Annotated in this window: 20 protein-coding genes and 1 other RNA gene; 15 read left to right on the top strand and 6 right to left on the bottom strand. The window is 59.8% G+C overall.

Annotation, left to right across the window (positions count from 1 at the left end):
• Window positions 1–3 precede the first annotated feature (3 nt).
• Window positions 4–456, top strand: a complete 453-nt coding sequence (nrdR, locus tag Q5H33_RS02525) for a transcriptional regulator NrdR (protein ID WP_021913880.1) — start codon at window positions 4–6, stop codon at window positions 454–456.
• Window positions 457–572: 116 nt separating this feature from the next.
• On the opposite strand, the gene serA is transcribed toward nrdR, so the two are convergent.
• Both serA and Q5H33_RS02515 read right to left on the bottom strand, forming a co-directional pair.
• Complete coding sequence (gene serA / locus Q5H33_RS02520) at window positions 573–1,772, bottom strand: phosphoglycerate dehydrogenase (protein WP_003810774.1); 1,200 nt, start codon at window positions 1,770–1,772, stop codon at window positions 573–575.
• A gap of 10 nt (window positions 1,773–1,782) precedes the next feature.
• Window positions 1,783–4,062 (bottom strand): AAA family ATPase, encoded by a 2,280-nt coding sequence (locus Q5H33_RS02515; RefSeq protein WP_039775458.1) that lies wholly within the window; start codon window positions 4,060–4,062, stop codon window positions 1,783–1,785.
• 260 nt (window positions 4,063–4,322) lie between these two features.
• Here Q5H33_RS02515 and mraZ point away from each other — a divergent pair, with 260 nt between their 5' ends.
• From mraZ to Q5H33_RS02455, 12 genes are all read left to right on the top strand, one after another.
• The gene (mraZ, locus tag Q5H33_RS02510) at window positions 4,323–4,838 is read left to right on the top strand and encodes a division/cell wall cluster transcriptional repressor MraZ (RefSeq protein ID WP_021913877.1); all 516 of its coding nucleotides are present in this window, start codon (window positions 4,323–4,325) and stop codon (window positions 4,836–4,838) included.
• Complete coding sequence (gene rsmH / locus Q5H33_RS02505) at window positions 4,838–5,869, top strand: 16S rRNA (cytosine(1402)-N(4))-methyltransferase RsmH (RefSeq protein ID WP_033499728.1); 1,032 nt, start codon at window positions 4,838–4,840, stop codon at window positions 5,867–5,869. The genes mraZ and rsmH overlap by 1 nt, the downstream gene beginning before the upstream one ends.
• Before the next feature lies 1 nt (window position 5,870).
• Window positions 5,871–6,332 carry a hypothetical protein gene (locus Q5H33_RS02500; protein WP_003810762.1) on the top strand — a complete coding sequence of 154 codons (462 nt, stop codon included), beginning with the start codon at window positions 5,871–5,873 and terminating at the stop codon, window positions 6,330–6,332.
• A gap of 53 nt (window positions 6,333–6,385) precedes the next feature.
• Window positions 6,386–8,131 carry a penicillin-binding protein 2 gene (locus tag Q5H33_RS02495; protein ID WP_172620219.1) on the top strand — a complete coding sequence of 582 codons (1,746 nt, stop codon included), beginning with the start codon at window positions 6,386–6,388 and terminating at the stop codon, window positions 8,129–8,131.
• Window positions 8,132–8,165: 34 nt separating this feature from the next.
• Window positions 8,166–9,044 (top strand): hypothetical protein, encoded by an 879-nt coding sequence (locus Q5H33_RS02490; protein WP_033499725.1) that lies wholly within the window; start codon window positions 8,166–8,168, stop codon window positions 9,042–9,044.
• A gap of 75 nt (window positions 9,045–9,119) precedes the next feature.
• Window positions 9,120–10,589: a UDP-N-acetylmuramoyl-tripeptide--D-alanyl-D-alanine ligase gene (gene murF / locus Q5H33_RS02485; protein WP_302422923.1), complete on the top strand. Its 1,470-nt coding sequence runs from the start codon at window positions 9,120–9,122 to the stop codon at window positions 10,587–10,589.
• 49 nt (window positions 10,590–10,638) lie between these two features.
• The gene (gene mraY, locus Q5H33_RS02480) at window positions 10,639–11,736 is read left to right on the top strand and encodes a phospho-N-acetylmuramoyl-pentapeptide-transferase (protein ID WP_003810755.1); all 1,098 of its coding nucleotides are present in this window, start codon (window positions 10,639–10,641) and stop codon (window positions 11,734–11,736) included.
• Window positions 11,737–11,812: 76 nt separating this feature from the next.
• The gene (gene murD, locus Q5H33_RS02475; protein ID WP_080755287.1) at window positions 11,813–13,252 is read left to right on the top strand and encodes a UDP-N-acetylmuramoyl-L-alanine--D-glutamate ligase; all 1,440 of its coding nucleotides are present in this window, start codon (window positions 11,813–11,815) and stop codon (window positions 13,250–13,252) included.
• A complete protein-coding gene (locus tag Q5H33_RS02470) occupies window positions 13,239–14,486 on the top strand; it encodes a putative peptidoglycan glycosyltransferase FtsW (protein WP_080505096.1) in 1,248 nt (415 codons plus the stop codon). The genes murD and Q5H33_RS02470 overlap by 14 nt, the downstream gene beginning before the upstream one ends.
• Window positions 14,487–14,607: 121 nt before the next feature.
• On the top strand, window positions 14,608–15,789 hold the full coding sequence (locus tag Q5H33_RS02465; RefSeq protein WP_011743443.1) for a glycosyltransferase: 1,182 nt from the start codon (window positions 14,608–14,610) through the stop codon (window positions 15,787–15,789).
• Between the two features lie 89 nt (window positions 15,790–15,878).
• Window positions 15,879–17,444, top strand: a complete 1,566-nt coding sequence (gene murC / locus Q5H33_RS02460) for a UDP-N-acetylmuramate--L-alanine ligase (RefSeq protein WP_302422826.1) — start codon at window positions 15,879–15,881, stop codon at window positions 17,442–17,444.
• On the top strand, window positions 17,444–18,433 hold the full coding sequence (locus tag Q5H33_RS02455; RefSeq protein WP_003810745.1) for a cell division protein FtsQ/DivIB: 990 nt from the start codon (window positions 17,444–17,446) through the stop codon (window positions 18,431–18,433). Before murC ends, Q5H33_RS02455 begins: the two co-directional genes overlap by 1 nt.
• 165 nt (window positions 18,434–18,598) lie before the next feature.
• Here Q5H33_RS02455 and Q5H33_RS02450 read toward each other — a convergent pair whose 3' ends face one another.
• The 4 genes from Q5H33_RS02450 to Q5H33_RS02435 all read right to left on the bottom strand — a co-directional run bounded on the left by Q5H33_RS02450 (window position 18,599) and on the right by Q5H33_RS02435 (window position 22,010).
• Entirely contained in the window at window positions 18,599–19,003 is a 405-nt protein-coding gene (locus Q5H33_RS02450; protein ID WP_003810744.1) for a pyridoxamine 5'-phosphate oxidase family protein, read from the bottom strand.
• 287 nt (window positions 19,004–19,290) lie between these two features.
• Window positions 19,291–19,687: a transfer-messenger RNA gene (ssrA, locus tag Q5H33_RS02445) on the bottom strand.
• Window positions 19,688–19,877: 190 nt separating this feature from the next.
• A complete protein-coding gene (locus Q5H33_RS02440; protein WP_033499723.1) occupies window positions 19,878–20,777 on the bottom strand; it encodes a carbohydrate kinase in 900 nt (299 codons plus the stop codon).
• 30 nt (window positions 20,778–20,807) lie between these two features.
• Window positions 20,808–22,010 carry an ROK family transcriptional regulator gene (locus Q5H33_RS02435; RefSeq protein WP_033499722.1) on the bottom strand — a complete coding sequence of 401 codons (1,203 nt, stop codon included), beginning with the start codon at window positions 22,008–22,010 and terminating at the stop codon, window positions 20,808–20,810.
• A 391-nt stretch (window positions 22,011–22,401) separates the two neighbouring features.
• On the opposite strand from Q5H33_RS02435, the gene Q5H33_RS02430 reads away from it, so the two are divergent.
• Window positions 22,402–24,027: an ABC transporter substrate-binding protein gene (locus tag Q5H33_RS02430; RefSeq protein WP_033499721.1), complete on the top strand. Its 1,626-nt coding sequence runs from the start codon at window positions 22,402–22,404 to the stop codon at window positions 24,025–24,027.
• 91 nt (window positions 24,028–24,118) lie between these two features.
• The gene (locus tag Q5H33_RS02425) at window positions 24,119–25,192 is read left to right on the top strand and encodes an ABC transporter permease (RefSeq protein ID WP_003810734.1); all 1,074 of its coding nucleotides are present in this window, start codon (window positions 24,119–24,121) and stop codon (window positions 25,190–25,192) included.
• Window position 25,193 lies beyond the last annotated feature (1 nt).

Raw genomic sequence — 25,193 nt, 5'->3', positions numbered from 1 at the left:
AACATGCATTGCCCGTTTTGCCAGAATCCAGACACCAAGGTGGTCGATACCCGTATTAGCGACGATGGTCACTCCATCCGTCGCAGGCGCGAATGCCCGAAATGCTCCAAGCGATTCACCACATTGGAGACGACCATGCTATTGGTCGTGAAGCGTTCCGGAAACGTCGAGCAATTCGACCGCAATAAGGTGATTTCCGGCGTGCGCAAGGCATGCCAGGGCCGTCCCATCAACGAGGACGATCTGAAGATGCTGGGGCAGAAGGTCGAGGAAGATCTTCGTTCACGAGGATTGGCCCAAGTCAAATCTGATGAGGTCGGCAAGGCGATTCTCAAGCCGCTGCGTGACTTGGACATGGTGGCGTACATGCGCTTCGCCAGCGTCTACCAGAATTTCGAGAATCTGGAGGACTTCCAAAGGGCCATCGACGAGCTGAAGGGCGCAAGTTCCGAATGATGGTGTGAGACGGGTGCCGCATCCGTAAGCAAATACAGCATATATAATGCGGGCGGGGTTCCAATCCTGATGGTTGGAACCCCGCCCGCATTATCGTAACGTTTCGTATTGCGTGCTCAGCTGATCACGCGCATGCGGATCGTACCCTCGATGGAGGCGAGCTGGTCGAGAGCCCTCTGGTCCGGGCGCTGTGCCACATCGGTGACCACATAGCCGATCTCGCCTTCCGTGCCCAAGGCCTGGGCGGCGATGTTGATGCCGTCCTCGCCCAGCACACGGTTGACGCGTGCCAGCACACCCGGAAGATTCGCATGCAGGTGGGCGATGCGGAAATTCGACTTGATGTCGGACAGGGTGATCTGCGGCAGATTCACCGACAACATGGTGGAACCCTTGAACCAATAATCCTCAAGACGCTGGGAGACGAACTGTCCGATGGACTTCTGCGCCTCAAGCGTGGAGCCGCCGATATGCGGGGTGAGGATCATGTTGTCCTCGTCCGCAAGGTCGGTCAGGAACTCGTCGCCGGTCTTCTTCGGTTCGATTGGGAACACGTCCACCGCCGCGCCGGACAGATGGCCGGAATCCAGATGCTTCTTCAACGCATCCAAATCCGCCACGAAACCACGGGACAGGTTGATGAAGATGGCATCCTGCTTCATATGCTCGAACTGGTCTTCGCCGAAGAATCCCGTGTTCGACTTGCGTCCATCCACATGAAGCGTGACCACATCGGACTGTTCCAGCAATTCGTTGAGCGTGTCGCAACGGTGGGCGTTGCCCATGGCGAGCTTCTCTTCAATGTCGTAGAACAGCACGCGCATGCCAAGCGCCTCGGCGACGACGGAAAGCTGGGAGCCGATGTTGCCGTAGCCGATGATGCCGAGCGTCTTGCCTCGGACCTCATGGGAGCCGGAGGCGGACTTATCCCACATGCCGTGCTTCATATGATGGGTGTGCGCGGGAATGCGGCGCATCAGGCAGATGATGTCGCCGATCACCAGCTCCACCACGGAACGGGTATTCGAATACGGCGCGTTGAAGACGGCGATGCCGTTCTTGCCCGCGTATTCGAGATCCACCTGGTTGGTGCCAATGCAGAAGCAGCCGACCGCGGTGAGCGTCGGACGCGCGTCGATGACCTTGCGGGTCACACTGGTCTTGGAACGGATGCCGAGCAGGTCGACACCTTCCAACGCATCAATCAGCTCGTCCTCGCTCAGGGCTCCCTTGAGGCACTCGACCTCGAAGCCATGGTCGCGCAGCGACTGCGCCGCGTCGGGATGGATGTTTTCAAGTAACAATGCTTTAGGCATGGTTCCTACCTTATAGCTTGAGCAGCTTTTCGTCGTCTTTTGTCCGCAGTATAAGCAGACGCTGCGTGGGCCTCGTCATGGCGACATACAAATCGGAGGCCGCTACGATACGCGACGGCGCGTTCTCCTCGATTCGTCCGGGCTGGACCACCATCACGGCATCATACTCCAGACCCTTCACGGTCTGTGTGGAACATACGGTGACCTGCTCGTCCCAGGAACTCTGGGCATCGAGCCTGTCGAATTCCTTCGGGTCGAGCTCATCCTGAAGTTGTGCGTATACGCGTGCGCGCAACGGCTTGAGCATATCGTCCGGCGCGATGATCGCCACACGACCGGTACCGTCGGAGGAAACGTAGGCGCGCACCAACTCGACGGTCTGCTGCGCGACGGCGTCGCCGATCAGGCTATCGTCACGCAAGGTGAGACGCTTGACTGAATCCGGGACGCCACGCACGGCGTTCACCGTGGAGATGTACAGGCCTTCGGACGAGGCGAAATCGCTGGCGAGCTGTGACACCTCCTTCGGATTGCGGTAGTTGATCGTCAACTCGTTGAGCTGCCAGTTGCGTTCGCCGAACAGCGGATCCATCATGCGACGCCAGGACCGGGTGCCGCCCAACGCGGAGGTCTGCGCCACGTCGCCCACAATCGTGAACGAGCGCGACGGACAACGACGGATCAGCATGCGCCAATCCATCGCGGTCAGCTCCTGCGCCTCATCCACCACGATATGGCCATACGTCCACTCGCGGTCGGCCGCGGCGCGCTGCGCGGTCAATTCGGCGTCCATGCCATTGATATTGTCCACCAGCATCTGCGAAGTGACGATGCCGGAACCGATACCGGCCTGCGCCAGCGTGTCCTTGGCGAACTGCTCTTCCTCGGCGCGCTTGGCATCCAACGCCTTCTGCCTGGCCACGGCCTTCGGATCCGGTCCAAGCAATTCCATGGCCTCATCCAGCAGAGGTACGTCGCTGACGGTGAAGGGCGAGCCCTTCGGACGCGTCAGCGTCTCGATGTCACGCTCTTCGAGCCAGGGGGCGAAACGGCGCAATTGCTGCGGTTTCGCGAACAGCTGGTCGACCAGCCATTCGCCGGTCATCGGCAGCCATGCGAGGTTCAGCGTCTTGCACAAATCGTCGTTCATACGCAACTGCTGCATCACATCGTTAAGCTCGGCCTGCTCCGGCTCGTAGTCAAGCCGTTCGACGTACCGGTTGCGCATGGCCGACAGCATGTCGCGCACGAAGGTCTCGCGCGCCTTGTTATGCGGCTGCCGCGTGCGCTTGGCATCGGCGATGGCCTGCTCGATATCCGCACGCACCATCGGCACGTTGAAACCGTTGATGCGGATGACCGGCAGATGCGAAGGCACGCGTTCACGAGCCGCCACGGCATTGGCGATCGCCTTGGCCATACGGCGTTCACCCTTGAGCTTGGCCGCATACGGGTCGTCATGCGCGGTGGCGATGATGCCGGGAATCAGATCCGCGATGGTACGGCTGACCACACCCGTCTCACCCAGCGAGGGGAGCACCTGGTCGATGTAATGCAGGAACGTCGAGCTGGGGCCGACCACCAGCACTCCGGAACGCTGCAACGCGCGACGATGCGTATACAACAGGTAGGCCGCGCGATGCAACGCGACCGCGGTTTTGCCGGTTCCCGGACCGCCCTGCACCACCACCGCCTGGTTGAGGTCCGCACGGATGATACGGTCCTGCTCGCCCTGGATGGTGGCCACGATATCGGTCATCTTGCCGGTGCGTTTGGCGTTAAGCGACGCAAGCAGAGCACCCTCGCCGGTCAATGTGCCATTGGAGGACGCCTCGCCGACCTGATCGGAATGCACGTCGAGCACCTCATCCTCGACGCCGACCACTTCCCGGAAACTCAACGTGATATGCCGGCGCATGACGATGTCGCCATGATTCGAAGGCGTCGCCTCATAGAACGGGCGTGCCGCGTCGGCACGCCAGTCGGTGAGAATCGGCTCATGATCCTCATCGGACAGGCCGATACGCCCAATGTAGCGATGCGCGCCATGCACGTCGTCGAGCCTGCCGAAAACCAGACGATCCTCCACCGCACGAAGCTGGGTGAGACGGTCCTCGTACATGGTGGCGAAGGAATCGCGTTCGGTGCGTTGCGTGGGCGAACCGTGCGATCCTGCGGCCCGGACCGTGTCGAGACGCGACCGAGCCTGCGCCCTCAACGCGTCCAGACGATCATATGCGCGGCTGACGGCCTGTTGCTCCTCACGCAACTGGGCGGAATAACTCGACATTGCTGTCCCTTCATCAAAAACTTAAGGCACTCTAATGTACCCCAAGGCTTCTACGAGCGGCGAGTGATCGCGGCGAATCGCGACGGTCTGACAGCGACGGAACTGTACGGTGCGGACGCGCAATCTCAAATATGGGGAGAAATCGACAATATTTTGAGGCATTTTTGCTTTTTCGTGGGGAAAAATGGTGAGCAGTGGGGTAGAGTGGGGAAAGTGTCTCGGATTGGTGGGCCGAGTGTGGGCAAAAAGGAGGTGCGGTAATGGTCCATGACATTGGAACAGAATCCGTCTCCGACGATGACCCGGCTCAATCCGGCGGCATGATGGCGGACTTGCCGCCATTGCTGCTGGGCACCTACACTCCGAAAATCGACGCCAAAGGACGTATGGCATTGCCTGCGAAGTTCCGCAGCCAACTGGGCTCCGGCATGGTGATGGCAAGAGGCCAGGAACGATGCGTCTACCTGCTGCCGCAATCGGAATTCAGACGGATCGCGGTGCAGATCCAACGCACGTCCATGGGAAACAAGGCGGCACGCGACTACCTGCGTGTGTTCCTTTCCGGCGCGGTCGACCAGGAGCCAGACAAGCAAGGACGTGTGCTTGTGCCGCAGATGCTCCGCGATTACGCGAATCTGGGCAGCGACATTGTGGTGATCGGCGTGGGAACCCGGGCCGAGATTTGGAACAGACAGGCATGGGAGGATTACTTGGCCGACAAGGAACAAGGATATTCCGACATTGCCGATGACGTATTGCCGGCGATGGAGTTCTAATGACAGACGTGACGACGATTCATCAGCCGGTGCTGCTCCGCGATTGCGTGGACCTGGTGGCACCGGCATTGGCGAAGCCCGGCTCGATCGCGGTGGATTGCACACTCGGCCTCGCCGGGCATTCCACAGCGTTCCTCAAAGCAAGCCCCAACGCCCGCCTGATCGGCATCGACCGGGACACCGAGGCGCTCGCGCTCGCCACGAAACGCATGGAAATGGAAGGCCTTGCCGACCGTTTCACGCCCGTGCACGCGGCATTCGACGACTTCTCCCAAGTGCTTTCCGACCAAGGCGTCGACAAGGTCAACGCGGTGTTCATGGACCTCGGATTGTCCAGCCTGCAGATCGATGAGACGGAACGTGGCTTCTCCTATTCCCATGACGCGCCGCTCGACATGCGTATGGACGTGACGCAGCCCCTGACCGCAGAGCAGGTGCTCGCCGAATATTCGTTCGCCGATTTGGTGCGTATCTTCCGCACATACGGCGAGGAGCGGTTCTCCAAGCAGATCGCACGGGAAATCGTACGCCGGCGTGAAACCGAGCCGCTGACCACGTCGGGCCAGCTCAATCGTTTGGTGGACGAGGTCGTGCCGCAGGCCCACCGTCCCGCCGGCAACCCCGCGAAACGCGTCTTCCAGGCGCTGCGCATCGAAGTCAACGGCGAACTGGACAAGCTTGCCGGCACGCTGCCGCAAATCGCCAACCACCTTGCAGTGGGAGGACGTCTGGTGGTGGAGTCGTACCACTCGTTGGAAGACAAAACCGTCAAAGCCTTCATGAACCAAGGGCTTAAGGTCGACGCTCCGGCGGATATGCCCGTGGTGCCGCCCGACATGATGCCGTTCTTCAAGGAACTGACCCGCGGCGCCATCAAGGCGGACGCGGAGGAAATCGCCAACAATCCACGATCGGCGTCCGTCAGATTGCGCGCGGTGGAATTGACCAGACCGATTCCCGCACGATGGCGCAAACGGTTCGACCAAGGCGCGGATTACGCAAGCATGACCAGACAAGGAAGAAGGGACTGAAGTGGCGGCACCAAGAACGATCGCTTCGAATGCGGCTCCGGCCGGCCGCAAAAGCCAGACCGAGACCATCGGCACCACGCGTCCCGAACTGCACGTCATCAAAGGGACCAGAGTCGAAGGCAACGGCATCCGTCACGGCTTCGAACAACTCATCACATGGACGCGGACCCGCAGCACGCCGCTGCTGCACCTGGTCATCGCCGCGGTGTTCCTTGGTGTATGCCTGCTGGGCTCACTGATGCTGCGTACCCAAATGGTGCAGAATTCCTTCGAGGCGAGCCAAATCGAAACGCATATCACCCAGCTGACCCAGGACGTCGAGGACGATCAGGCCAAGCTCGACGAACTTGACGCCTCATTGCCGAGCAAGGCCGAAGAGATGGGCATGGTCCCGCAGAAAGGCGCATTGACCATCGATCTGAACGGCTATCAGGCAAACGCAAGTGGAGACAAGACCCGGTGAACCCTATCCGCAGGATCTACACGTTCTTCCACAAGAACCTGTTGACGAAAACCATGGCCATCGGCGTCGTTCTGGCGCTGATGGGCACCACCTGCCTTATCCAACTTGCCAATATTCAACTGGTCAACGGCAAAGGGATGGCGCAGGCCGCGGCGCAAAGCCGCACCACCACCGTGACGTTGAAGGCTCGACGCGGCAAGATCATGGATACCAATGGCGCGATTCTCGCGCAAAGTGTCGAACGCTACACCATCATCGGCAACCCCGAACAGGCGCAGGCGTTCATACCGACCACCTGCACCAAACAGACCGGCAGCAACTGCCACCAGATCAACGGCAAGCCGGTCGGCGTGACGGGAGCCGCAGCCGTGGCTCGTCTGCTGGCCCCCGTATTGGGCATGGACGCCACGGAACTGGGCGCCAAACTGTCGATCAGCGGGCAATACGTGGTATTGAAGAAGGACGTGACGCCTGCGGTCAAGCGTAAAATCTCCAAGCTGAACCTCGGCGGCATCGTCTACGCGGAACTAAGCAACGAACGTCTGTACTCCAACGGCACTTTGATGGGTTCGCTATTGGGTGGTGTCGACGCCGACGGCAAGGGCGTGGCCGGCATCGAGCAGATGGAAAACAAGACATTGACGGGCCGTGACGGCTACCAGGTGTACCAACAGGGCAACAGCGGCGTCGAAATCCCCGGAACCATGACCGAATCCAAAGACGCGGTCAACGGATCCGACGTCACCCTCACCATCGATCGGGATGTGCAGTGGTACACCGAGAAAGTGCTGAGCGACAGCGAAAACAAATACCATTCCGCTTGGGGCATCGCCATGGTCCAGGACGTGCAGTCGGGCGACATCCTCGCTTTGGCGGACAGCGATACGACCGAGGCCGGAAGCGACCAGGCGAAGATGGGCGCCTCCCGGGCGGTGAGCGAGACCTTCGAACCTGGCTCCATCGGCAAGGTGCTGGCCATGTCGGGCATGCTGCAACTGGGATTGCACAAGGTCGATGACAAATTCACGGTACCGAACACGGTGACCGTGGAAGGACAGACCTATAAGGACGCGGTGGACCATGGCAACGAACATTGGACGCTCGCCGGCATCCTCGAACAGTCGTCGAACGTTGGCATGGTCATTGCCGGAGACAAGATGACCAACGAGCAGCGGTACAACTTCATCAGCAAATTCGGTATCGGACAGGCCACAGGACTGAACCTGCCAGGCGAATCCGAAGGCGTGCTGCACCCCTCGGATAGCTGGGACAGGCGAACCCGCAACACCGTGCTGTTCGGTCAAGGGTACACGGTGAACGTCATGCAGCTGACCAACGCGGTTTCGGTGATAGCCAACAAGGGCGTCAAAAAGCCGCAACGCATCATCAAGTCCATCACCGACACCGCGGGGCATGTCGAAGAGCAGCAGTCCAAGGGCGAGGCGACACGCGTCATCGACGAATCCGTGGCGAGCCAGATGCTCAACGCCATGGAATCGTCCGCTGAACACTACAACACTTTCGTGAAGGTCGACGGCTATCGTATGGCGGCGAAATCAGGCACAGCAGAAGTCGCCGGAGCGAACGGCCAACTGACCTCGATCATCAGCGATTACTCGACGATCATTCCCGCGGATAATCCACGCTTCGTCATCACCGTGGTGCTCAAAGACCCCCAAGGCAGCTTCGGCGGTTTGACGGCGGGTCCTGTCACCGCGGAGATTGGTGAATTCCTTATGCAGAAGTATGAAGTGCCGGCGTCTTCACCTCGCACGGATGCTATTCCGGTGAATTGGTGAGCGAATACGTATTCAGACACGGAGGGGCGGAAAGGTGAGCGCGGTCAGCGAATCCATGAACAGACGAATGACTTTAGGGCTGCTTGCCAGCCGATACGGTTTCGATCTTGATCCGACGTCGGCGGCTGAAGTGACGATCACTTCCATCGCGGATGATGTCGAATCGGTGCGTCCCGGCGCACTGTTCGTCCCGTCCGCCGATGTGGACGTGCACCAGTTGTCGCAGGCTCAGGAGCAGGGAGCATATGGCGCGATTGTGCCCCATGCGCTGCGCGGTCAAACCGACGACATCCAGATTCCGCTCATCTACGCCGAACCCACCATGGGACAGCTCGGCAAACTGGTGAGCGACATGGCCGGCAATCCGTCCGACGCATTGGCCGTATTCGCCATCACGGGGAAGAACAGGGAGATCGTGGAATCCGAAGTGAGGAACCTCGCGGATTTCCTGCACATGCTGGGCAACCCCGTCGGCGTGATCAGCTCGTCCGATTCACAGTCATTGGAACGCTTCCTCAATCTGGAATATCCTCTGTCGGCCATCGATGTGCAACGTACCATGGCGGTGTGCGCCGAAGACGGCGCAGCCGCTGTGATCCTCGCGTTGGATGAAGAGACCCTGCGTGAGGACGCGTTGCAATCGGTCAGCGTCGATGTGCTTGCCTGCGATGACAATGGTTTGAGCGATGCCGAGGTTGCGAAACTCGTCGCAAAATTCGGATGCGCGGTCGGCAAACAGACCCGCATCGCGGGACGAACCCAGGAATCCGACCTGCTTGCGGCGCAGGCCGCGACGGCATACGGCCAGACGGACAGCCGTTCGCTGTCCCTGTCCATCGCCATGGTGCTGGCCGCCGGCGTGAGGAAAGCCAACATCAAAAGCGCGTTACGCGTCTCGCGTGACCTGAACTAAACGTGGAACGAAACATTCTCCACATCAAACACAAACCCAACCATTAGAGGAGTAACGACAGTGAGCAGCCCGACCATGATGCCGATGAGCCTGACGGAGATCGCGCAGGCGGTTGATGGACGGTTGATGCCGATGACCGTGCCGACCGACGAACCGGTGGCCATCAGCGCCTTCACGGATTCGCGCCAGATCGTGCCGGGATCCGTTTTCGTGGCGATTGCCGGCGAACGCGTCGACGGTCATGATTTCGTGCCGAAGGTCGGCGCGCAGGGGGCTGTGGCCGCACTGGTCGACCACGAAATCGCGGGCGCGCAGGTGCCGCAGATCGTCGTAGAAAACACCGTCAAGGCGTTGGGAGCGCTCGCCAAGCATAATATCGAGCGTCGGCGCGCGCTGGAATCGCCGTTCACCGTCATCGGCATCACCGGTTCCGTCGGCAAAACCACCACCAAGGATCTGCTCAAATCGCTGCTGTCCAAAATGGGCGACACCGTCGCTCCGGTCGGATCGTTCAACAATGAGATCGGCCTGCCGCTGACGTCGCTCAAGGTGAACGCCGGCACGCGTTTCCTGGTGGCGGAAATGGGCGCCAATCACGTGGGCGAAATCGCCAACCTCACCTCCCTGGTTCCGCCGGACATCGCCGTGGTGCTCAAGGTGGGCGTGGCGCATCTGGGAGAATTCGGCTCTGCGGAACGCATCGCCCAAGCCAAATCGGAAATCGTACGCGGACTGGTGCCGGGCGGCCTGACCATCCTCAACGCCAACGACGAACATGTGGCCGCGATGAGCGCCATCGCTCCGGCCGATGTGCTGTGGTTCGGCCTGCCGCAGAAAGAAGACGCGCAACTGGACACGACCGCGCTCGACGTGCGCTGCGACGATCTCGACCATCCGTCATTCGTACTGGAAGACAAGACAGGCCGGCACGCCAACGTCACGCTCGGCATCTGCGGACAGCACAACGTCATGAACGCGCTTGCCGCAGCCACGGTGGCGATGACGTTGGGCATGCCGATTGACGACGTGGCCTCCGGCCTATCCGACGTGACGAGCATCAGCCCGCATCGCATGGCGGTGTCCACCGTCACCAAGCCCGAAACGTCGTTCACACTGATCGACGATTCGTTCAACGCCAACCCCGATTCCATGAAGGCCGGACTCGATGGCCTGTCGCGCTGGCATGCCGGCGCCGAGCAGCAGCCGTTCAGAATAGCGGTTCTCGGAGCCATGCTGGAGCTCGGACCGGATGAGCATCGCCTGCATGAGGACGTCGGCAGATACGCCGTCGAGGGCGGTGCGGACGCGCTTGTGACGGTCGGCAGCACTTCCGACGAGGCGTTGGACGCGCTTGCCGAGGCCATGGCGCAGGGCGGCAAGGCGGTTGCCGCCGACCCGACGATGGTGCAATGGGCGCATGATGCCGAACAGGCCGACCGAATGGTCACCCGGCTTGCGACCGACCATGAGGGTACAGTGGTGTTGCTGAAAGGATCCCACGCGTCCGGATTGAGCGCTCTGGCGGAGCGTTGGACGCAAAACTGACGGAATCGGCGTCGTGCCGATCATAGCTGACTGAAACGGAGAAGATCAGGTGATTTCACTCATCATCGGCATTATGGTGTCGCTCGTCGTGACGATTGTGGGCACTCCGCTGCTGATTAAGTTGGTGCACAAGCTCAATTACGGACAGTACATCCGTCAGGATGGCCCGAAGTCGCATCTCGTCAAGCGCGGCACGCCGACGCTTGGCGGCGTGGTCATCAACCTCGCGGTGGTGCTCGGCTGGTGCTCCTCGGCACTGTATCGGTTCCTCACCAGGGGAGAGGTGCCGTCGTGGTCCGCGGTGTTGGTGCTGTTCGCCATGCTGTCGATGGGATTCTTGGGATTCATCGACGATTTCGCGAAGGTCCGCAAGAAGCAGAGCGAGGGACTGACCGTCAAGGGCAAGTTCATCGGACAGTTCATCCTCGCCACCATATACGCGGTGCTGGCGCTGATTCTGCCGACCAAATCCGGCTTCCCCAGCGCCCAGGCCGGCATGAGCTTCATCGAAAAGCCGTTCTTCAGCTTTGAATTCGCCGGTCGTGTCGTGGCCATCGTGCTGTTCGTGATCTGGGTGAATTTCCTGATGACCGCATGGACCAACGCCATCAATCTGACCGACGGTCTTGACGGCTTGGCCGCCGGCTCCTCGATGATCGCCTTCATCGGCTATGCGATCATCGCGTTCTGGGAGTTCTACCACCTCAAGGGTTCGGACCATCCAGGCTTCACCTATGCGGTGTCCGATCCTCTTGACCTGACCATCATCGCGGCGTGCGCGGCCGTAGCCTGCTTCGGCTTCCTGTGGTACAACTCCAATCCGGCCTCCATCTTCATGGGAGACACCGGCTCCTTGGCGCTTGGCGGTCTGTTCGCAGCCATGTCCATCGCCACGCACACCGAATTCCTGGCGATCATCCTTGGCGGTCTGTTCGTCATCGAGACCATGAGCGACATCATCCAGGTCGGCTACTTCAAGATGACCCACAAGCGCGTTTTCAAGATGGCTCCGATCCATCATCATTTCGAATTGAAGGGCTGGCCGGAAGTGAAGGTCGTGGTCCGGTTCTGGATGATCGAGATGCTGTTCGTGCTGATCGCCTTGGTGCTGTTCTACGGCGATTGGGTGGCCCGTTCCGGCCTATGACACGATTGCGGGCGCGGCTTTACGCCCGCAATATGAGTGTGCTATCACGGCAAATGACGTTTCCGATTGAAGGGTGATGGATATGAATATGGATGGCAAGACCGTAATCGTGGCTGGTCTCGGTGTCTCCGGGCAAAGCATGATGGAAGTGCTGGGCTCCCGTGCCGGCAGAGTGCTGGGCGTGGATGAGAAGAAGCCGGACGCCGACCTGCATTCCTTCGACCAAATCGATTGGGACAATACCGACATGGTGATGACCTCGCCGGTCTTCAACCCGCGCACGCCATTCATCCTTGAGGCGCAGAAACGCAACATACCGGTCATGAGCGAAGTCGAACTGGCCTGGCAGCTGCGCGTGAACAGCAACACCACCGGCAAGCCGGCGCAGTGGATCGGCATCACCGGCACCAACGGCAAGACCTCGACCACGGAAATGACCTCCGAAATGCTGACCGCATGCGGCCTGGCCGCTCCCGCCGTCGGCAACATCGGCAAAGCCGTGTCGCATGCCGCCGTCGACCCCGCGAACGACGTGCTCTGCGTCGAACTGAGCTCGTTCCAGCTGCATTTCACCTATTCTCTGGAACTCGACTGCGCGGCGATCACCAACATCGCCGACGACCATCTCGATTGGCATGGCGGCATCGAGAACTATGCCGCCGACAAGGCGAAGGTGTTCCACAACGTCAAGAAGGCGCTGGTCTACAACGCCGACGACGAACGCGTCACCAAACTGGCGTTCGCGGCCCAGACCGCGCCGGAATGCCGCCGGATCGGCTTCACGTTGGCCGAGCCGAAGGACGGGCAGATCGGTGTGAAAGATGGCTGGATCGTCGACATGTCCGGCATTGGCGGCGGAGAAGCGGGAAAGCCGTTCCAAGTGGCGAAGGTCACCGATTTCACGCATCTGACCGAGCCGGATGGCACGGTCTACCCGCATCTGCTCGCCGACGCCCTGACCGCGTTGGCGCTGGTGTTGGGTCTCGGAGCAGACAAAGACAAGGCGTTGGCCGCGCTCAAGCAGTTCACGCCGGGCGGCCACCGCATCCAGACCGTCGCCGTCGCCAAAACGTCCGACGGTGGCACCATCCGTTTCGTGGATGACTCCAAAGCCACCAACGCGCATGCGGCCAAGGCGTCGCTTAACAGCTTCGCGGACAAGTCCGTGGTGTGGATCGCCGGCGGACTTGCCAAAGGAAGCCGTTTCGAACAGCTCGTCGCCGACCAGGCGCACACCATCAAGGCGGCCATCATCATCGGCAAGGACCAGCAGCCAATGCTGGACGCGTTCAAGGCAAGCGCTCCCGACATTCCCATGTCCATCATCGATCCCACGGACAACGACACCGTCATGGCCCGCGCCATCGACGCTGCCGGCACCTACGCGCAATCCGGCGATGTGGTGCTCATGGCTCCGGCCTGCGCGTCCATGGACCAGTTCAAGTCGTACGCCGATCGCGGAAACCAGTTCGCGCAGCAGGCTCAGCGTTGGGTGAATGAGCATGGGGAAGCCTGAGGCCAGCCGTAGCATCACGTCTTCCGCAAGCCGCCCGAACATGACGGACGGCGCCGCGGCACAGACACGAGAACCGTTGAAGAACGGCGGAACGCGTAATCTCGCCAACCCGTTATGGTGCTTCCACGGATTCCGCCTATGCGTGATCATCCTCACGATCTTCGGCGTGATCATGGTGTTCTCCAGCTCTTCGGTGAACATGATCGCCAACGGGCAGTCGCCATGGGCGCAGGCGCTGAAACAGGGCATGTACTGCGTGTTCGGCCTGGTCATAGCATTCATCACGATGATGCTGCCGGCCAGCTTCTACCGAAAGATCAGCTTCTGGTTCCTGCTTGGCGCCATGGTCATGCAGGCCGCCACACTGACGCCATTGGGCGTCGAAGTCAACGGCAACAAAGGATGGATCGGCATTCCGGGCGTGTTCACCATGCAGCCCGCGGAAATCGTCAAGCTGGCGTTATGCATCTGGATGCCGAACGAGCTGATCAACGCGCGCAAGCAGGTGAAGAAGGTCGGCGCGCCCCGCGCGTACTCCAAGCTTATTCTCGGCTATCTGTGCGCGTTCTGCCTGGTCATGTCCGGCAAGGATCTTGGTACGGGCTTGATTATTCTCGCAATTGGCGGCATTGCATTGCTGCTTGGCGGATTCCCCGGCAAATGGCTTGCCGGAGCCGCGCTGCTTGGCATATGCGGTATCGTCGGATTCATTCTGACTAGCCCCAACCGACTCGGCCGCATCATGGCGGCCTACCGGACCTGCTCTCCGTCCGACCTGCAGGGCGTGTGCTATCAGGCGGTCCACGGCAAATACGCGATCGCATCCGGCGGCTTGTTGGGCGTCGGCATCGGCAATTCCGGCGAGAAATGGGGCTATCTTCCCGAAGCGCACAACGATTTCATCTTCGCCATCATCGGCGAGGAAACCGGATTCGTCGGAGCAGCCATGGTGATTCTGCTGTTCATCGTCATGACGTGGTGCATGCTGATGGTGGCCGTGCAGGTCCGCGACCGGTACATCACCATGGCGTTGGTGTGCATCGCGGTATGGATCGTCGGCCAGGCGTTTGTCAACATCGGCGTCGTCGTCAGCCTGCTGCCGGTCATGGGCGTGCCGATGCCGTTCGTATCAGCAGGCGGATCGTCTCTTATCATGTGTCTGGGGGCCGCCGGCGTGGCCATCAGCCTGATGAAGGAGCAGCCGCAGGTCAAAGCCGAGAACCGCATACTGTAATCGGTTCCCGTCATGCGAGTTGCGAAGCAAGCAAAAGAAAAGTAGACGAAATGTAAGTATCTGCATCGGCGGCGGTATGCCGCGTGGCCTGCCGCCGCATGGTGGGCTAAGCTCGTGGATTATGAGCAATCAGAAGCATATCGTTCTTGCCGGTGGCGGCACGGCAGGCCACGTCAATCCTCTGCTCGCCGTGGCGCATGTGATTCGCGAGCTTGAACCGGAAGCGGATATCGCGGTGGTGGGCACCGCCGTCGGTCTGGAGCGTGATTTGGTTCCGCAGGCCGGTTTCGAACTGGAAACCATCGAAAAAGTGCCGTTCCCGCGCAGGCCCAACAAGGCTGCGTTGCAGTTTCCAGCCAAATGGAAGGCCGAGAAGGCCAAAGTACGTGACATCCTCACCCGGCATCAGGCCCAAGTGGTCGTCGGTTTCGGCGGATACACGTCCGCACCCGTATACGCGGCCGCGCACAGCATGGGAATTCCGATTGCGATTCACGAACAGAACGCACGTGCGGGCATGGCCAACAAGCTGGGCGCGCGTTGGGCGTCCATGATCGGTGCCGCATACGCCCAGCCAGGACTGAAACCACGCAGGGGCGTCGAAGTCGAACGCGTGGGCCTGCCGCTTCGTCCGGCAATCGCACGATTGGCGTCCGATCTGGAACATGACCGTACCGCCACTCGTAAAGCCGCCGCGGCGCAGCTTGGTGTCGATCCGGACCGTCCGCTCGTGGTCATCACCGGCGGATCCTTGGGCGCGGTGAACGTGAACAGGGCTGTGGCCGCTTCCGCCAAGGATCTGCTTGCGCACGCCCAGGTGATTCATCTGACCGGTAAGGGCAAAGACGACGAAGTGCGTTCCTTGGTGTCGGTAAGCGCCGGAGAGGACGTGCTCGGCGAGCTTGGCCCCGACCACGTTTCGGATGGCGACTACCGTGTGGCTCCCTATCTGGAACGCATCGATCTGGCGTTCGCCTGCGCCGATCTGATCATCTGCCGTTCCGGAGCCGGCACGGTCAGCGAGCTGACGGCTTTGGGACTGCCGGCGATTTACGTGCCTCTGCCGATCGGCAATGGCGAGCAGCGTTTCAACGCGCAGCCCGTGGTCGACGCGGAAGGGGGCTTGATGGTGGCGGATGGCGATTTCACCCCGGATTGGGTCCGTGGCCATGTGCCGGAACTGCTTGCCGATCCGGACAAGCTGTCCCGATACGGTGCCAACGCGTGGAAATACGGCATCCGCGACGCCGCCGAAGTCATGGCGAAGCGCGTGCTCGCGCTAATCGATCAGCCAGCTGATTAACCGGCCGAACAATCATGGCCGCACCCCGTGGGAGACCATGGGTGCGGCCATAATGAAATGAGCTTGAAAACAATTTACGAGGAGCAATCGTGTCTGACAACCAGCGTGAAGCCGGTACCATAATTCTTGACCCAACCCATGCGTCGTTCGCACCTGAAGAGACGGTGCATGACCTAGGTGCCACGCATTTCATCGGCATTGGTGGCGCAGGCATGAGCGTGCTCGCTGAAATGCTGCATGAGCAGGGTGTCGAGGTCGATGGTTCGGACCGCGAGCCAAGCGCCAAAACCGACCGTCTGCAAAGCCTCGGCATCACCGTCGAATTCGGCCAGCAGGCGAAGAACGTCGAAGGCAAGAACACCGTCGTGTTCTCCAGCGCCATCAAGCCGGACAATCCGGAAATCGTCGCCGCGCATGAGGCAGGGGAGCGCATCGTGCACCGCAGCGACATCCTCGCCCTGCTGATGAACGCGAAACGTGCGGTGACCGTGGCCGGCGCCCACGGCAAGACCACGACCAGCTCCATGCTGGCGCACATTCTCGTGAACGCCGGAGAAGGCGAACTCGCCGATCCGAGCTACGCCATCGGCGGTTCCATCCAAGGCAAAGACGGTGCCATTTTGGACGGCGGCCATGCCGGCAAGGGCAACGTGCTGGTGGCCGAGGCCGACGAATCGGACGGCAGCTTCGCCAAATACCATCCGCAAATCGCCATCATCACCAATTCCGAAGCCGACCACCTTGACCACTACGGCACGCAGGACAATTATCGGGCCGTATTCGTGGACCATGCCGGACACGCCACCAAAGCCGTAATCATGTGCGGCGACGACGAAGGCAACCTTGCCGTGCTACGTGCGCTTGACGCCACCGTGGCCGGACGCACGATCGTCTATTCAACACGGAACGCCGCCGAATTGGGCGACCTGAACGGTGCCACGCTGGTACGCATCGAATCGGAAAGCGAAACCGCCGAAAGCGGCGCCGAACATTTCACGCTGCATATTCCGGGCGGACTGATCGGCGAAGAGGAGCGCCGCATCGCCGTGACGCTTACCGTTCCCGGCATCCACAACGCACGCAACGCCTCCGCGGCGATTATCGCGGCCGCGCTGTTGGGCATGGACGTCGAACGTGCCTCCGCGGCGGTCACCTCGTTCCTCGGTGCCGCACGCCGCTTCCAGGTCCGTGGCACCGTCAGCCAAGTGACGGTCGTCGATGATTACGCGCATCATCCGACCGAAATCGCTGCGCTGCTGGATGCGGCCCGTCGCCGCTACCCGCAGTCCAAGATCCGTGTGATCTTCCAGCCGCACCTGTTCTCCCGCACGCGTTTCTTCAGCTCTGAATTCGCGCAGGCGCTTGCCAAGACCGATGACGTCATCGTTACCGGCATCTTCCCCGCGCGCGAGAAGCAGGAGGATTTCCCCGACGTGACTCCGGCCACCATCGTGGACGAGGCGCTCAAGCTTGAGCATGAACCGGCCAAGGACTGGATCCGTGGCGTCGAAGACATGCACACCGCGGCCCAGATGATGGTGATGCGCGCGCATCATGGCGACGTCATCTTCACCGTAGGCGCCGGCGACATCACGCAGATGGACGAGGTCATCCTGCATGCTCTTGAAGCGCATCGTTGGGATTGCGAGGGCTGATGGCTCGACGGGTCATCAGTTCCGGCAAGGATGTGCAGGAGACGGACCAGTCGGGCGGACGACGTTCCGGACGGTCCATCTCATCGGAGCATGCCGAAGGACGGTCGATTGAAGGGTACGCGGACCGTTCAAAAGCCGAAGGCTTCGTAGACGCGCGACGTTTGCAAAGCGAGGACCTGGTTTCCAAAACCCTGCAGGAGACCACCGGCACGATCGGCATCATGACACGTCCGAAAGTGGTTGATTTCGGCGAACGGCTCAAGGAACGCCGTCAGGCCGGCGCGCGAGCCATAGTCCTGCGCGTGCTCATCGGTCTTGTCGTAGCCGTGGTTTTGGGAGCTGTCGTCTGGCTGTTCCTCTTCTCGTCGGTGTTCCGTTTGGAGCCAGGCAACATCAGCGTGGTCGGCGCCAACGAATGGGTGAGCGAATCGCAGGTGCTTGACATCGCGAGGCAGCAGTCCGGAAAATCGTTGTTCCTGGTTTCGGATGGAGCCGTGGAGAAGCAGATCAAGGCGATTCCGGGAGTCACGTCAGCCAAGTCGAAGAAACAGCTGCCGAACTCGCTTGAAGTGACGATCAAGGCGCAGAAACCCGCGGCCATGCTCAAAACCAGCGAGGACCATATGACGGCGGTCGACAGCAAGGGCCGCGTGCTCAATTCCGTCAGCGGCGTTTCCGTGGAAGGCATTCCCGTCATCGAAGTGCAGAACGTCGATGCGAGCCTGTCTAGGCGTCCTATCAAGGAAGCGTTGAAGATTCTCAGCTCACTGCCGGAATCGATGCGCAATTCCATCACCAAGGTCACCGCGGCGACCCAGGATTCCATCACCACGGAACTCAATGGGGGAGACCGCGTGATCGTATGGGGTGATTCCTCGGACCTGAAGCTCAAGAAAGCGGTGGTGGACAAGATCGTCAATGATCCGAACGTGATTGGAGACAAGCATAACGTGGACGTGTCCGCGCCGTTGAGACCGATCATCAAATAGCGTTATTGCGCAACGTCACTGCATGACGGAGCGGAAATACTTTGATCTAGCTCTTTTTGTCTTGACAGAAAAACGAAACGCGCTCTGGACCTTCTTTCCAAGGGAGGGCCAGAGCGCGTTTCCGCGTTTGGATGGATGGTATTAGCCGTATGCGTTGAACGGGCGTCAGTCCTTGACGATGGTCTTGCCTGCGGTCGCCCCTGGCGTCAAGTCCTGAATCTCCGTGATCTCCAGAACGGGAATGGTCATGGGCTTCTTCGTGCCGTTATGTTCGGCCACAGCGACCTGCTCATCGTAGATCGCATCATCGGAATGCAGAGTGACGTTGCCACGGAAACGATAACCTCGCTTCTGCTCAAGATTGGCCACTGCGATGACCAGTTCGCTGCCGTCGAGCAGATTACGGTACATTTGGCCGGCGGTACGCTCGTGATAGCCGATATGAGTGTCATCGATGACGAACGTGCTCATTTTCGGCCCCAAATCGACGTGTCCATCCTTGCCGATGGTGGCCACCCAAGCGAGATTGCTGCTGATGAAATCCTTCATTTCCTCTGTAAGCTTCGCCATGATATCGTCCCTTTCGATGGTTGGCTGGCCGGCGGCTTGCAATATTGAAAGGCGCCGGACGGTTATTTCGATGATACGGAGGCGTTGCTGCCGACATGCGTTGTTTCACCAAACGAGAAATGTGATTGCAAATACAAAAAGCCGTCATTGCTGACGCATGATTCGTGCCCACATTTTGCCCATGTTTTTGAGAAATATCGCGATAAAGGGTGAATTGCAGCGAATTGCAAAAGTGGTGGAAACCGTTGGAAATAAAGGAAAAGCCGCCATTTCTGGCGGCTTTCAATCCGTGGAGATGCGGGGAATCGAACCCCGGTCCGATGACCGAACCCTCAGTCTTCTACGTGCGTAGTCTGCTGGCCGTGCGGCGGTTTTTCTGCCCCCATCGATGTCGCAGACAACTGATGGCGAGCATATCTACAGTAAAAGTCCCTTGCCGGCCCTGTGGCTCAGCCGGTAAGGCAAGTCTTCTAAACGACGCTCAACATCCCCCCAAAGACGAGGGGGAGTGAACGGAGCGGCTGCTCACTGGTTAATCCTGGCGCGAAGCTCAGGCAGCGAGAGCGAACTCAGTGCGGTTAGATTTAGCACTTATTCTTTTGTAGGGGGCATCCACGAGCGGACCCTACGTTCTCGGCACGCTTCCCTGCGACGAACAGGTCACCGTCGAAACCGATCATCCCCAAATATTGAATTATCAAACCTTCCGGCTTTATAGCCAGAAATTTCAAGATACCACGGTTTATCCGACAAACCAAATTATGCTATCGGCGATTCATCATACCGACGAAACTTCGCAAAACCGGTAAAAAAATTCCGCATGCCGTTATTTGACGGCATGCGGAATCGGTGATGATGAAAGGAAAAGATACGCTTACTTGGCTGCTGCGGCGAGGTAATCCGGAACGCCTTCGGTCGGGTAGGCCGGCCAGCCGCCTTCCTTGGTGCACACGTAGGCGGCGGTGTTCACGGCCGCGCGATGCGCTTCCTTGAGGGAGGCACCGGACAGGATCTTACCGGTGAAGGAGCCGGAGAAGGAATCGCCGGCTCCGACGGTGTCGGCCACCTCGACATGCGGGGTCAGCAGAGTGGAGGTCTCGCCGTCCTTGGCGATGATGGTGCTGAAGGTCGCGCCGCCGGTCAGGATGGTGTACTCCAGATCGAAGCGATCCATGAACCACTTGCAGGCCTCTTCGTCGTTGCCCTCCGGAATGGAGAACATCTCACGCATCATGATGAGCTCGTCGTCGTTGATCTTGAAGATGTTGGCGTATCCCAGCAGCTCCTCGATCAGCTCCTTGGAGTAGAAGTTGGCGCGCAGGTTGATGTCGAAGAACTTCAGCGCGCCTTCCTTGGTATGCTGGAGCAGTTTGATGATGGTGTCATGCGATTCCTGGGAACGCAGACCCAGCGTGCCGAAGCAGATGGCGTCGGCCTTGGACACGGCCTCGGCGAGTTCGTCGGTGTAGCCGATGTGGTCCCAAGCTACGTTCTGCACGATGGTGTATTCCGGAATGCCGTTGGTCAGTGCCACGGCGACGGTGCCGGTCGGGTATTCGTTGGTCTGCACCAGCGTGTTGATGCCGGCCTTGTGCGCATCGTTGAGCAGCTCGGCGCCCAGCTCGTCGTTACCGACGGCGCTGATGGCGTAGCTTTCTGCGCCGTTCTGGGACGCGTGGTAGGCGAAGTTGACGGGAGCGCCGCCGGCGCGCTTGCCGGTGGGGAGCATATCCCACAGGATTTCACCGAGGGCGATGACGATTGGCTTGGACATGGGTGGTTCCTTTCTTTGGTGGGCGGCGTGCTATGCGACGTCGAAGAACATCGATGGATGTTCCAAAAAATTGGTGATGGCCACGGCGGCGGCACCGGTGACGGTGGCGTCGGTGGGCAGGGCGGACAGGGTGATTCGGGTGTTGCGCCCGATTTCGGGGATCGTGCGTTCGCGCACGACTTGTGTGACTTCGTCGAGCAACGGCTGGCCGGCTTGCGCGATGATGTCTCCAAGAACGATGTGTGTCGGATTGAAAGCGTTGATGATGGTGACCGCGCCGTACCCAACGTATCGGGCAACATCGAGCATCAGAAGCGTCGCGGTCTCGTCTCCCGCGTTCGCCTTGGCGAACAGTGCTGCGCAAGCCTGCGCATGCGTCATCGTCTCGCATCCGGGAACGATGCTCGGGTTGGCGTTGAGTTGTTCGTGGATGGCGTTGGCGGAGCAGTAGCGTTCCAGGCATCCGACATTGCCGCAGTCGCATGGCTTGCCGTTCACGTCGATGGAGACGTGTCCGATTTCCGTGGCGGTGCCGTGCTCGCCGTAGTAGATGGTGCCGTTGTCGATGACTCCGAGGCCGATGCCTTCGCCAAGCAGATAGTAGGCGAGGGAACCTTCCGACAGTTCCGGATTGAACAGGAACTGCGCCAGCGCGCCGGCGCGGGCGTCCTGTTCGACGAACACGGGGACGCTGAATGCGTTGCTGAATTCGTCGATGAAGTTGATTTGCCTCCAGCCCTGCATGGAGGAGACCAAAGCGGTGCGTCCTTCGTCCTTTAAATAGGGCCCCGGAACCGCCATGCCGACGGCCACGATGCTGGGGTCGTCCTTGATGAGCTGGCGTACGGTATCTCGAATGCGCTCCACCGTTTCGGGGATGTGCTCTTCGCTGACGGTAGGCAAGTCGGACAGGAAGATACGGTTGCACTTGAGGTCGAAGACCGCGATTTGCACCAGACTGCGGGCGAACTTCACGCCGATGATGTGGTATTTGGCGCAATTGAGATTCAGACCGATGGAACGGCGGTTCTTGTCTCCGTCCATGTCGCCGGTTTCTTCGATGATGCCCTGCGCCAGCAGTTTCGCGGTGATTTTGGTGATTGCCGCCGGAGTGAGCTTGATGGCTTTGGCGATCTGCGCGCGTGAGCAGATGCCATTGTGGTACAGGTATTGCAGGATGCGGGAACGGTTGTTTTCCGAGATCGATGACTGTTGGGCGCTGTACCTACTCATGCTCACCTCCTTGCGACAGTGCATGGACCCTCGTTGAACTTCTTAATATATTAACGCCGTTAATTGATTAATGCAATTCGTGTTGTGCCGCGTGTCGCGCGCTTATCTGGGTCTCTCTGTGCGAAAGCAATGAGTGAAAAAGAAGGACGTAGACCTTGAATGCGACTTTGGCTGGGTCCGTCTCATAAAATGGCTGGTTTTTCTTATTTTCTTTCACTAGTCGTTAAAACGTTGGAATTTCGCCGTTTTAATGCATAGCAGAAAACGGCGAATATAAGGTAGGTGGGTAAAACGGCCTCCAATGAAACGTACGGTTAACATTGCGCGCCGATTCTTGTCACTATATCGCCTTGCACAGGGGCGATTCGGATAGAAAAGAGAGGATTCCATAGTGAATCGCAAGAAAGTTATCGCCGCTCTGGCTTCTGTCGCGGCTCTGGCTTCCCTGGCCGCCTGCGGCGGCGTGAAGGACGGTGGCGCCGCAACTGGCAACACCATCACCGTCGGCACGACCGATAAGATCACCAGCCTTGATCCGGCTGGCTCCTACGACAACGGTTCCTACGCCGTGCAGATTCAGGTGTTCCCGTTCCTGTACGCGCAGAACTACAACACTTCCGAGCTGTCTCCGGACATCGCCGCCGATGACGGCACCTGGAGCGCCGACGGCACCGAGTTCACCGTCAAGCTCAAGAAGGGCCTGAAGTTCGCGAACGGCCACGATCTGACCGCCTCCGACGTCAAGTTCTCCTTCGACCGTATCAAGAAGATCAACGACGAGAACGGTCCGTCCTCCCTGCTGGCCAACATCGAGTCCGTCGAGGCCAAGGATGACACCACCGTCGTGTTCCACTCCGCGGTCAAGGACGACGTGACCCTGAAGCAGGTGCTCTCCAGCCCGGCCGGCCCGATCGTCGACGAAGAGTCCTTCTCCGCCGACAAGCTGACCGATGCCAACACCATCGTCAAGGACAACGCCTTCGCAGGCCCGTACAAGCTCACCTCCTACAAGGTGAACGAGGCCCTGGCATATGCCAAGAACGTTTCCTACAAGGGTTTGACCCCAGCTAAGAACGACGTTGTGCAGGTCAAGTACTTCGCCGATTCCTCCAACCTGAAGATGGCCGTGCAGCAGGGCCAGGTCGACGTGGCCTACCGCTCCATGACCCCGACCGACGTCGAGGACCTGTCCAAGGACAACAAGGTCAAGGTCGTCAAGGGACCGGGCGGCGAAGAGCGCTTCCTTGCCTTCAACTTCAAGATCATGCCGTACGGCGAGAAGTCCAGCGAGCCGAACGCCGACAAGGCCAAGGCCGTGCGTCAGGCCGTTGCAAGCCTGATCGACCGCAACGAGCTGGCCACCAAGGTCTACAAGAGCACCTACACCCCGCTGTACTCCTTCATTCCGGATGGCCTGTCCGGCCACGACGACACCCTGAAGGAAGCCTATGGCGACGGTTCCGGCAAGCCGGATGCGGCCAAGGCCAAGAAGACCCTCGAAGCCGCCGGTGTGAAGACCCCGGTAGACCTGAAGCTCCAGTACAACCCGGACCACTACGGCCAGTCCTCCGCCGACGAGTATGCGGCCATCAAGGCCCAGCTCGAGGAAGGCGGCCTGTTCAAGGTCGACCTGCAGTCCACCGAATGGACCCAGTTCAACAAGGACCGTGTGGTCACCGAGGATTCCGATGGTTCCTACCCGGTCTACCAGCTCGGTTGGTTCCCTGACTACTCCGATCCGGACAACTACCTGTCCCCATTCTTCCGTGACGGCAACTTCGTGAACAACGGATACTCCAACAAGGAAGTCAACGATCTGATCGTCAAGCAGGCCGGAGAGACTGACGCCAAGGCCCGTGAGGACCTGTTGAAGGAAATCCAGAAGCTCGAAACCGATGACCTGTCCACCATCCCGCTGCTGCAGGGTGCCCAGGTTGCGGTCACCGGTTCTAATGTGAAGGGTGTCGTCCTTGACGCTTCCTTCCGCTTCCGCTACTCGTCCGTGACCAAGGCCTGACGGAAGGCTTTGACCGCCCCTGCCTGACCCGCCTAAGTCAGGCAGGGGCTCAATTTGTATCTAAAACACCAATAAGGAAAAGGAGCCCGACGTGACGCAAAGCGCAACCGAGGCTCAGCCGAAAGCCAAGAAAAACAAGCTTTCAAGCGGATTCTTCCGTTTCGTGCTCACACGCTTTCTGCTGATCATTCCTACAGTATTTATTCTTGTAACCATCGTCTTCTTCGTGATGCGCGCTACCGGCGATCCGATTTCCGCCGCTCTTGGTGGCCGTCTCACTCCCGAGGAACTGCAGAAGCGTATCCACGCGGCCGGTTATGACCGTCCGCTCATCGTGCAGTACATCGATTATCTTGGCGGCCTGCTGCATGGCGATCTCGGCACCACATTGACCGATAACCAAAAAGTGAGTACCATCCTTACTCACTATGGTGCCGCTACATTCGAGCTGGCGTTCCTCGCGCTCATCGTCGCGCTCATCGTCGGCATCGGCTTGGGACGCATCGCCGCACGCAAGCGTGACCACGCGGCCGATGCGGGCATCCGCACCTTCGCCATCCTGTGCTATGCCACCCCGGTGTTCTTCCTCGGCCTGATTCTGAAGCTCATCTTCGCCATCTGGCTGAACGTGCTGCCGGCATCCGGGCGCTCATCGCTTGGCAGCGAGATGCAGTTCTCCCGACTGGTCTCGCCGACCGGCTTCTACATCATCGACGCGATCCAGTTGGGTGATATGTCCGTGTTGCTTGATGTGCTCCGTCACGCTGTGTTGCCGGCCCTTGCGTTGGGCCTGCTGACCGCCGGCGTGTTCATCCGTTTGGTGCGCACCAACGTGATCGCCACCTACAATTCCGGCTACGTCGAAGCGGCACGTTCCCGCGGCGTCTCCGAGAAGCGTCTGCTCAACAAGCACGCATGGAAGCCGGCGTTGATTCCAATCATCACCGTCATGGGCATGCAGATCGCCCTGATGCTCGCAGGCGCGGTGCTCACCGAAACCACCTTCGAATGGAAGGGACTCGGCTTCATGCTGTCGCAGTACCTGAAGGCACGCGACTTCGTGGCCGTGCAGGGCATCGTTATCCTAATCGCCATCATCGTGGCCGTCGTCAACTTCATCGTCGACGTCATCGCCGCGTTGGTCGACCCGAGAGTGAGGTACTGAC

The organism is uncultured Bifidobacterium sp. (genome assembly GCF_959020145.1).
Lineage (GTDB): Bacteria > Actinomycetota > Actinomycetes > Actinomycetales > Bifidobacteriaceae > Bifidobacterium.
Note: the sequence above shows the minus strand (reverse complement) of the source record. Positions and strands in the feature narration are given on the sequence as shown.

Bases quoted from the DNA above. Each gene is read 5' to 3' on its own strand.
- nrdR (WP_021913880.1), top strand. From the start codon at position 4: ATGCATTGCCCGTTTTGCCAGAATCCAGACACCAAGGTGGTCGATACC.
- serA (WP_003810774.1), bottom strand. From the start codon at position 1,772: ATGCCTAAAGCATTGTTACTTGAAAACATCCATCCCGACGCGGCGCAG.
- Q5H33_RS02515 (WP_039775458.1), bottom strand. From the start codon at position 4,062: ATGTCGAGTTATTCCGCCCAGTTGCGTGAGGAGCAACAGGCCGTCAGC.
- mraZ (WP_021913877.1), top strand. From the start codon at position 4,323: ATGGTCCATGACATTGGAACAGAATCCGTCTCCGACGATGACCCGGCT.
- rsmH (WP_033499728.1), top strand. From the start codon at position 4,838: ATGACAGACGTGACGACGATTCATCAGCCGGTGCTGCTCCGCGATTGC.
- Q5H33_RS02495 (WP_172620219.1), top strand. From the start codon at position 6,386: ATGGCCATCGGCGTCGTTCTGGCGCTGATGGGCACCACCTGCCTTATC.
- murF (WP_302422923.1), top strand. From the start codon at position 9,120: ATGATGCCGATGAGCCTGACGGAGATCGCGCAGGCGGTTGATGGACGG.
- murD (WP_080755287.1), top strand. From the start codon at position 11,813: ATGGATATGAATATGGATGGCAAGACCGTAATCGTGGCTGGTCTCGGT.
- Q5H33_RS02470 (WP_080505096.1), top strand. From the start codon at position 13,239: ATGGGGAAGCCTGAGGCCAGCCGTAGCATCACGTCTTCCGCAAGCCGC.
- Q5H33_RS02465 (WP_011743443.1), top strand. From the start codon at position 14,608: ATGAGCAATCAGAAGCATATCGTTCTTGCCGGTGGCGGCACGGCAGGC.
- Q5H33_RS02455 (WP_003810745.1), top strand. From the start codon at position 17,444: ATGGCTCGACGGGTCATCAGTTCCGGCAAGGATGTGCAGGAGACGGAC.
- Q5H33_RS02450 (WP_003810744.1), bottom strand. From the start codon at position 19,003: ATGGCGAAGCTTACAGAGGAAATGAAGGATTTCATCAGCAGCAATCTC.
- Q5H33_RS02440 (WP_033499723.1), bottom strand. From the start codon at position 20,777: ATGTCCAAGCCAATCGTCATCGCCCTCGGTGAAATCCTGTGGGATATG.
- Q5H33_RS02435 (WP_033499722.1), bottom strand. From the start codon at position 22,010: ATGAGTAGGTACAGCGCCCAACAGTCATCGATCTCGGAAAACAACCGT.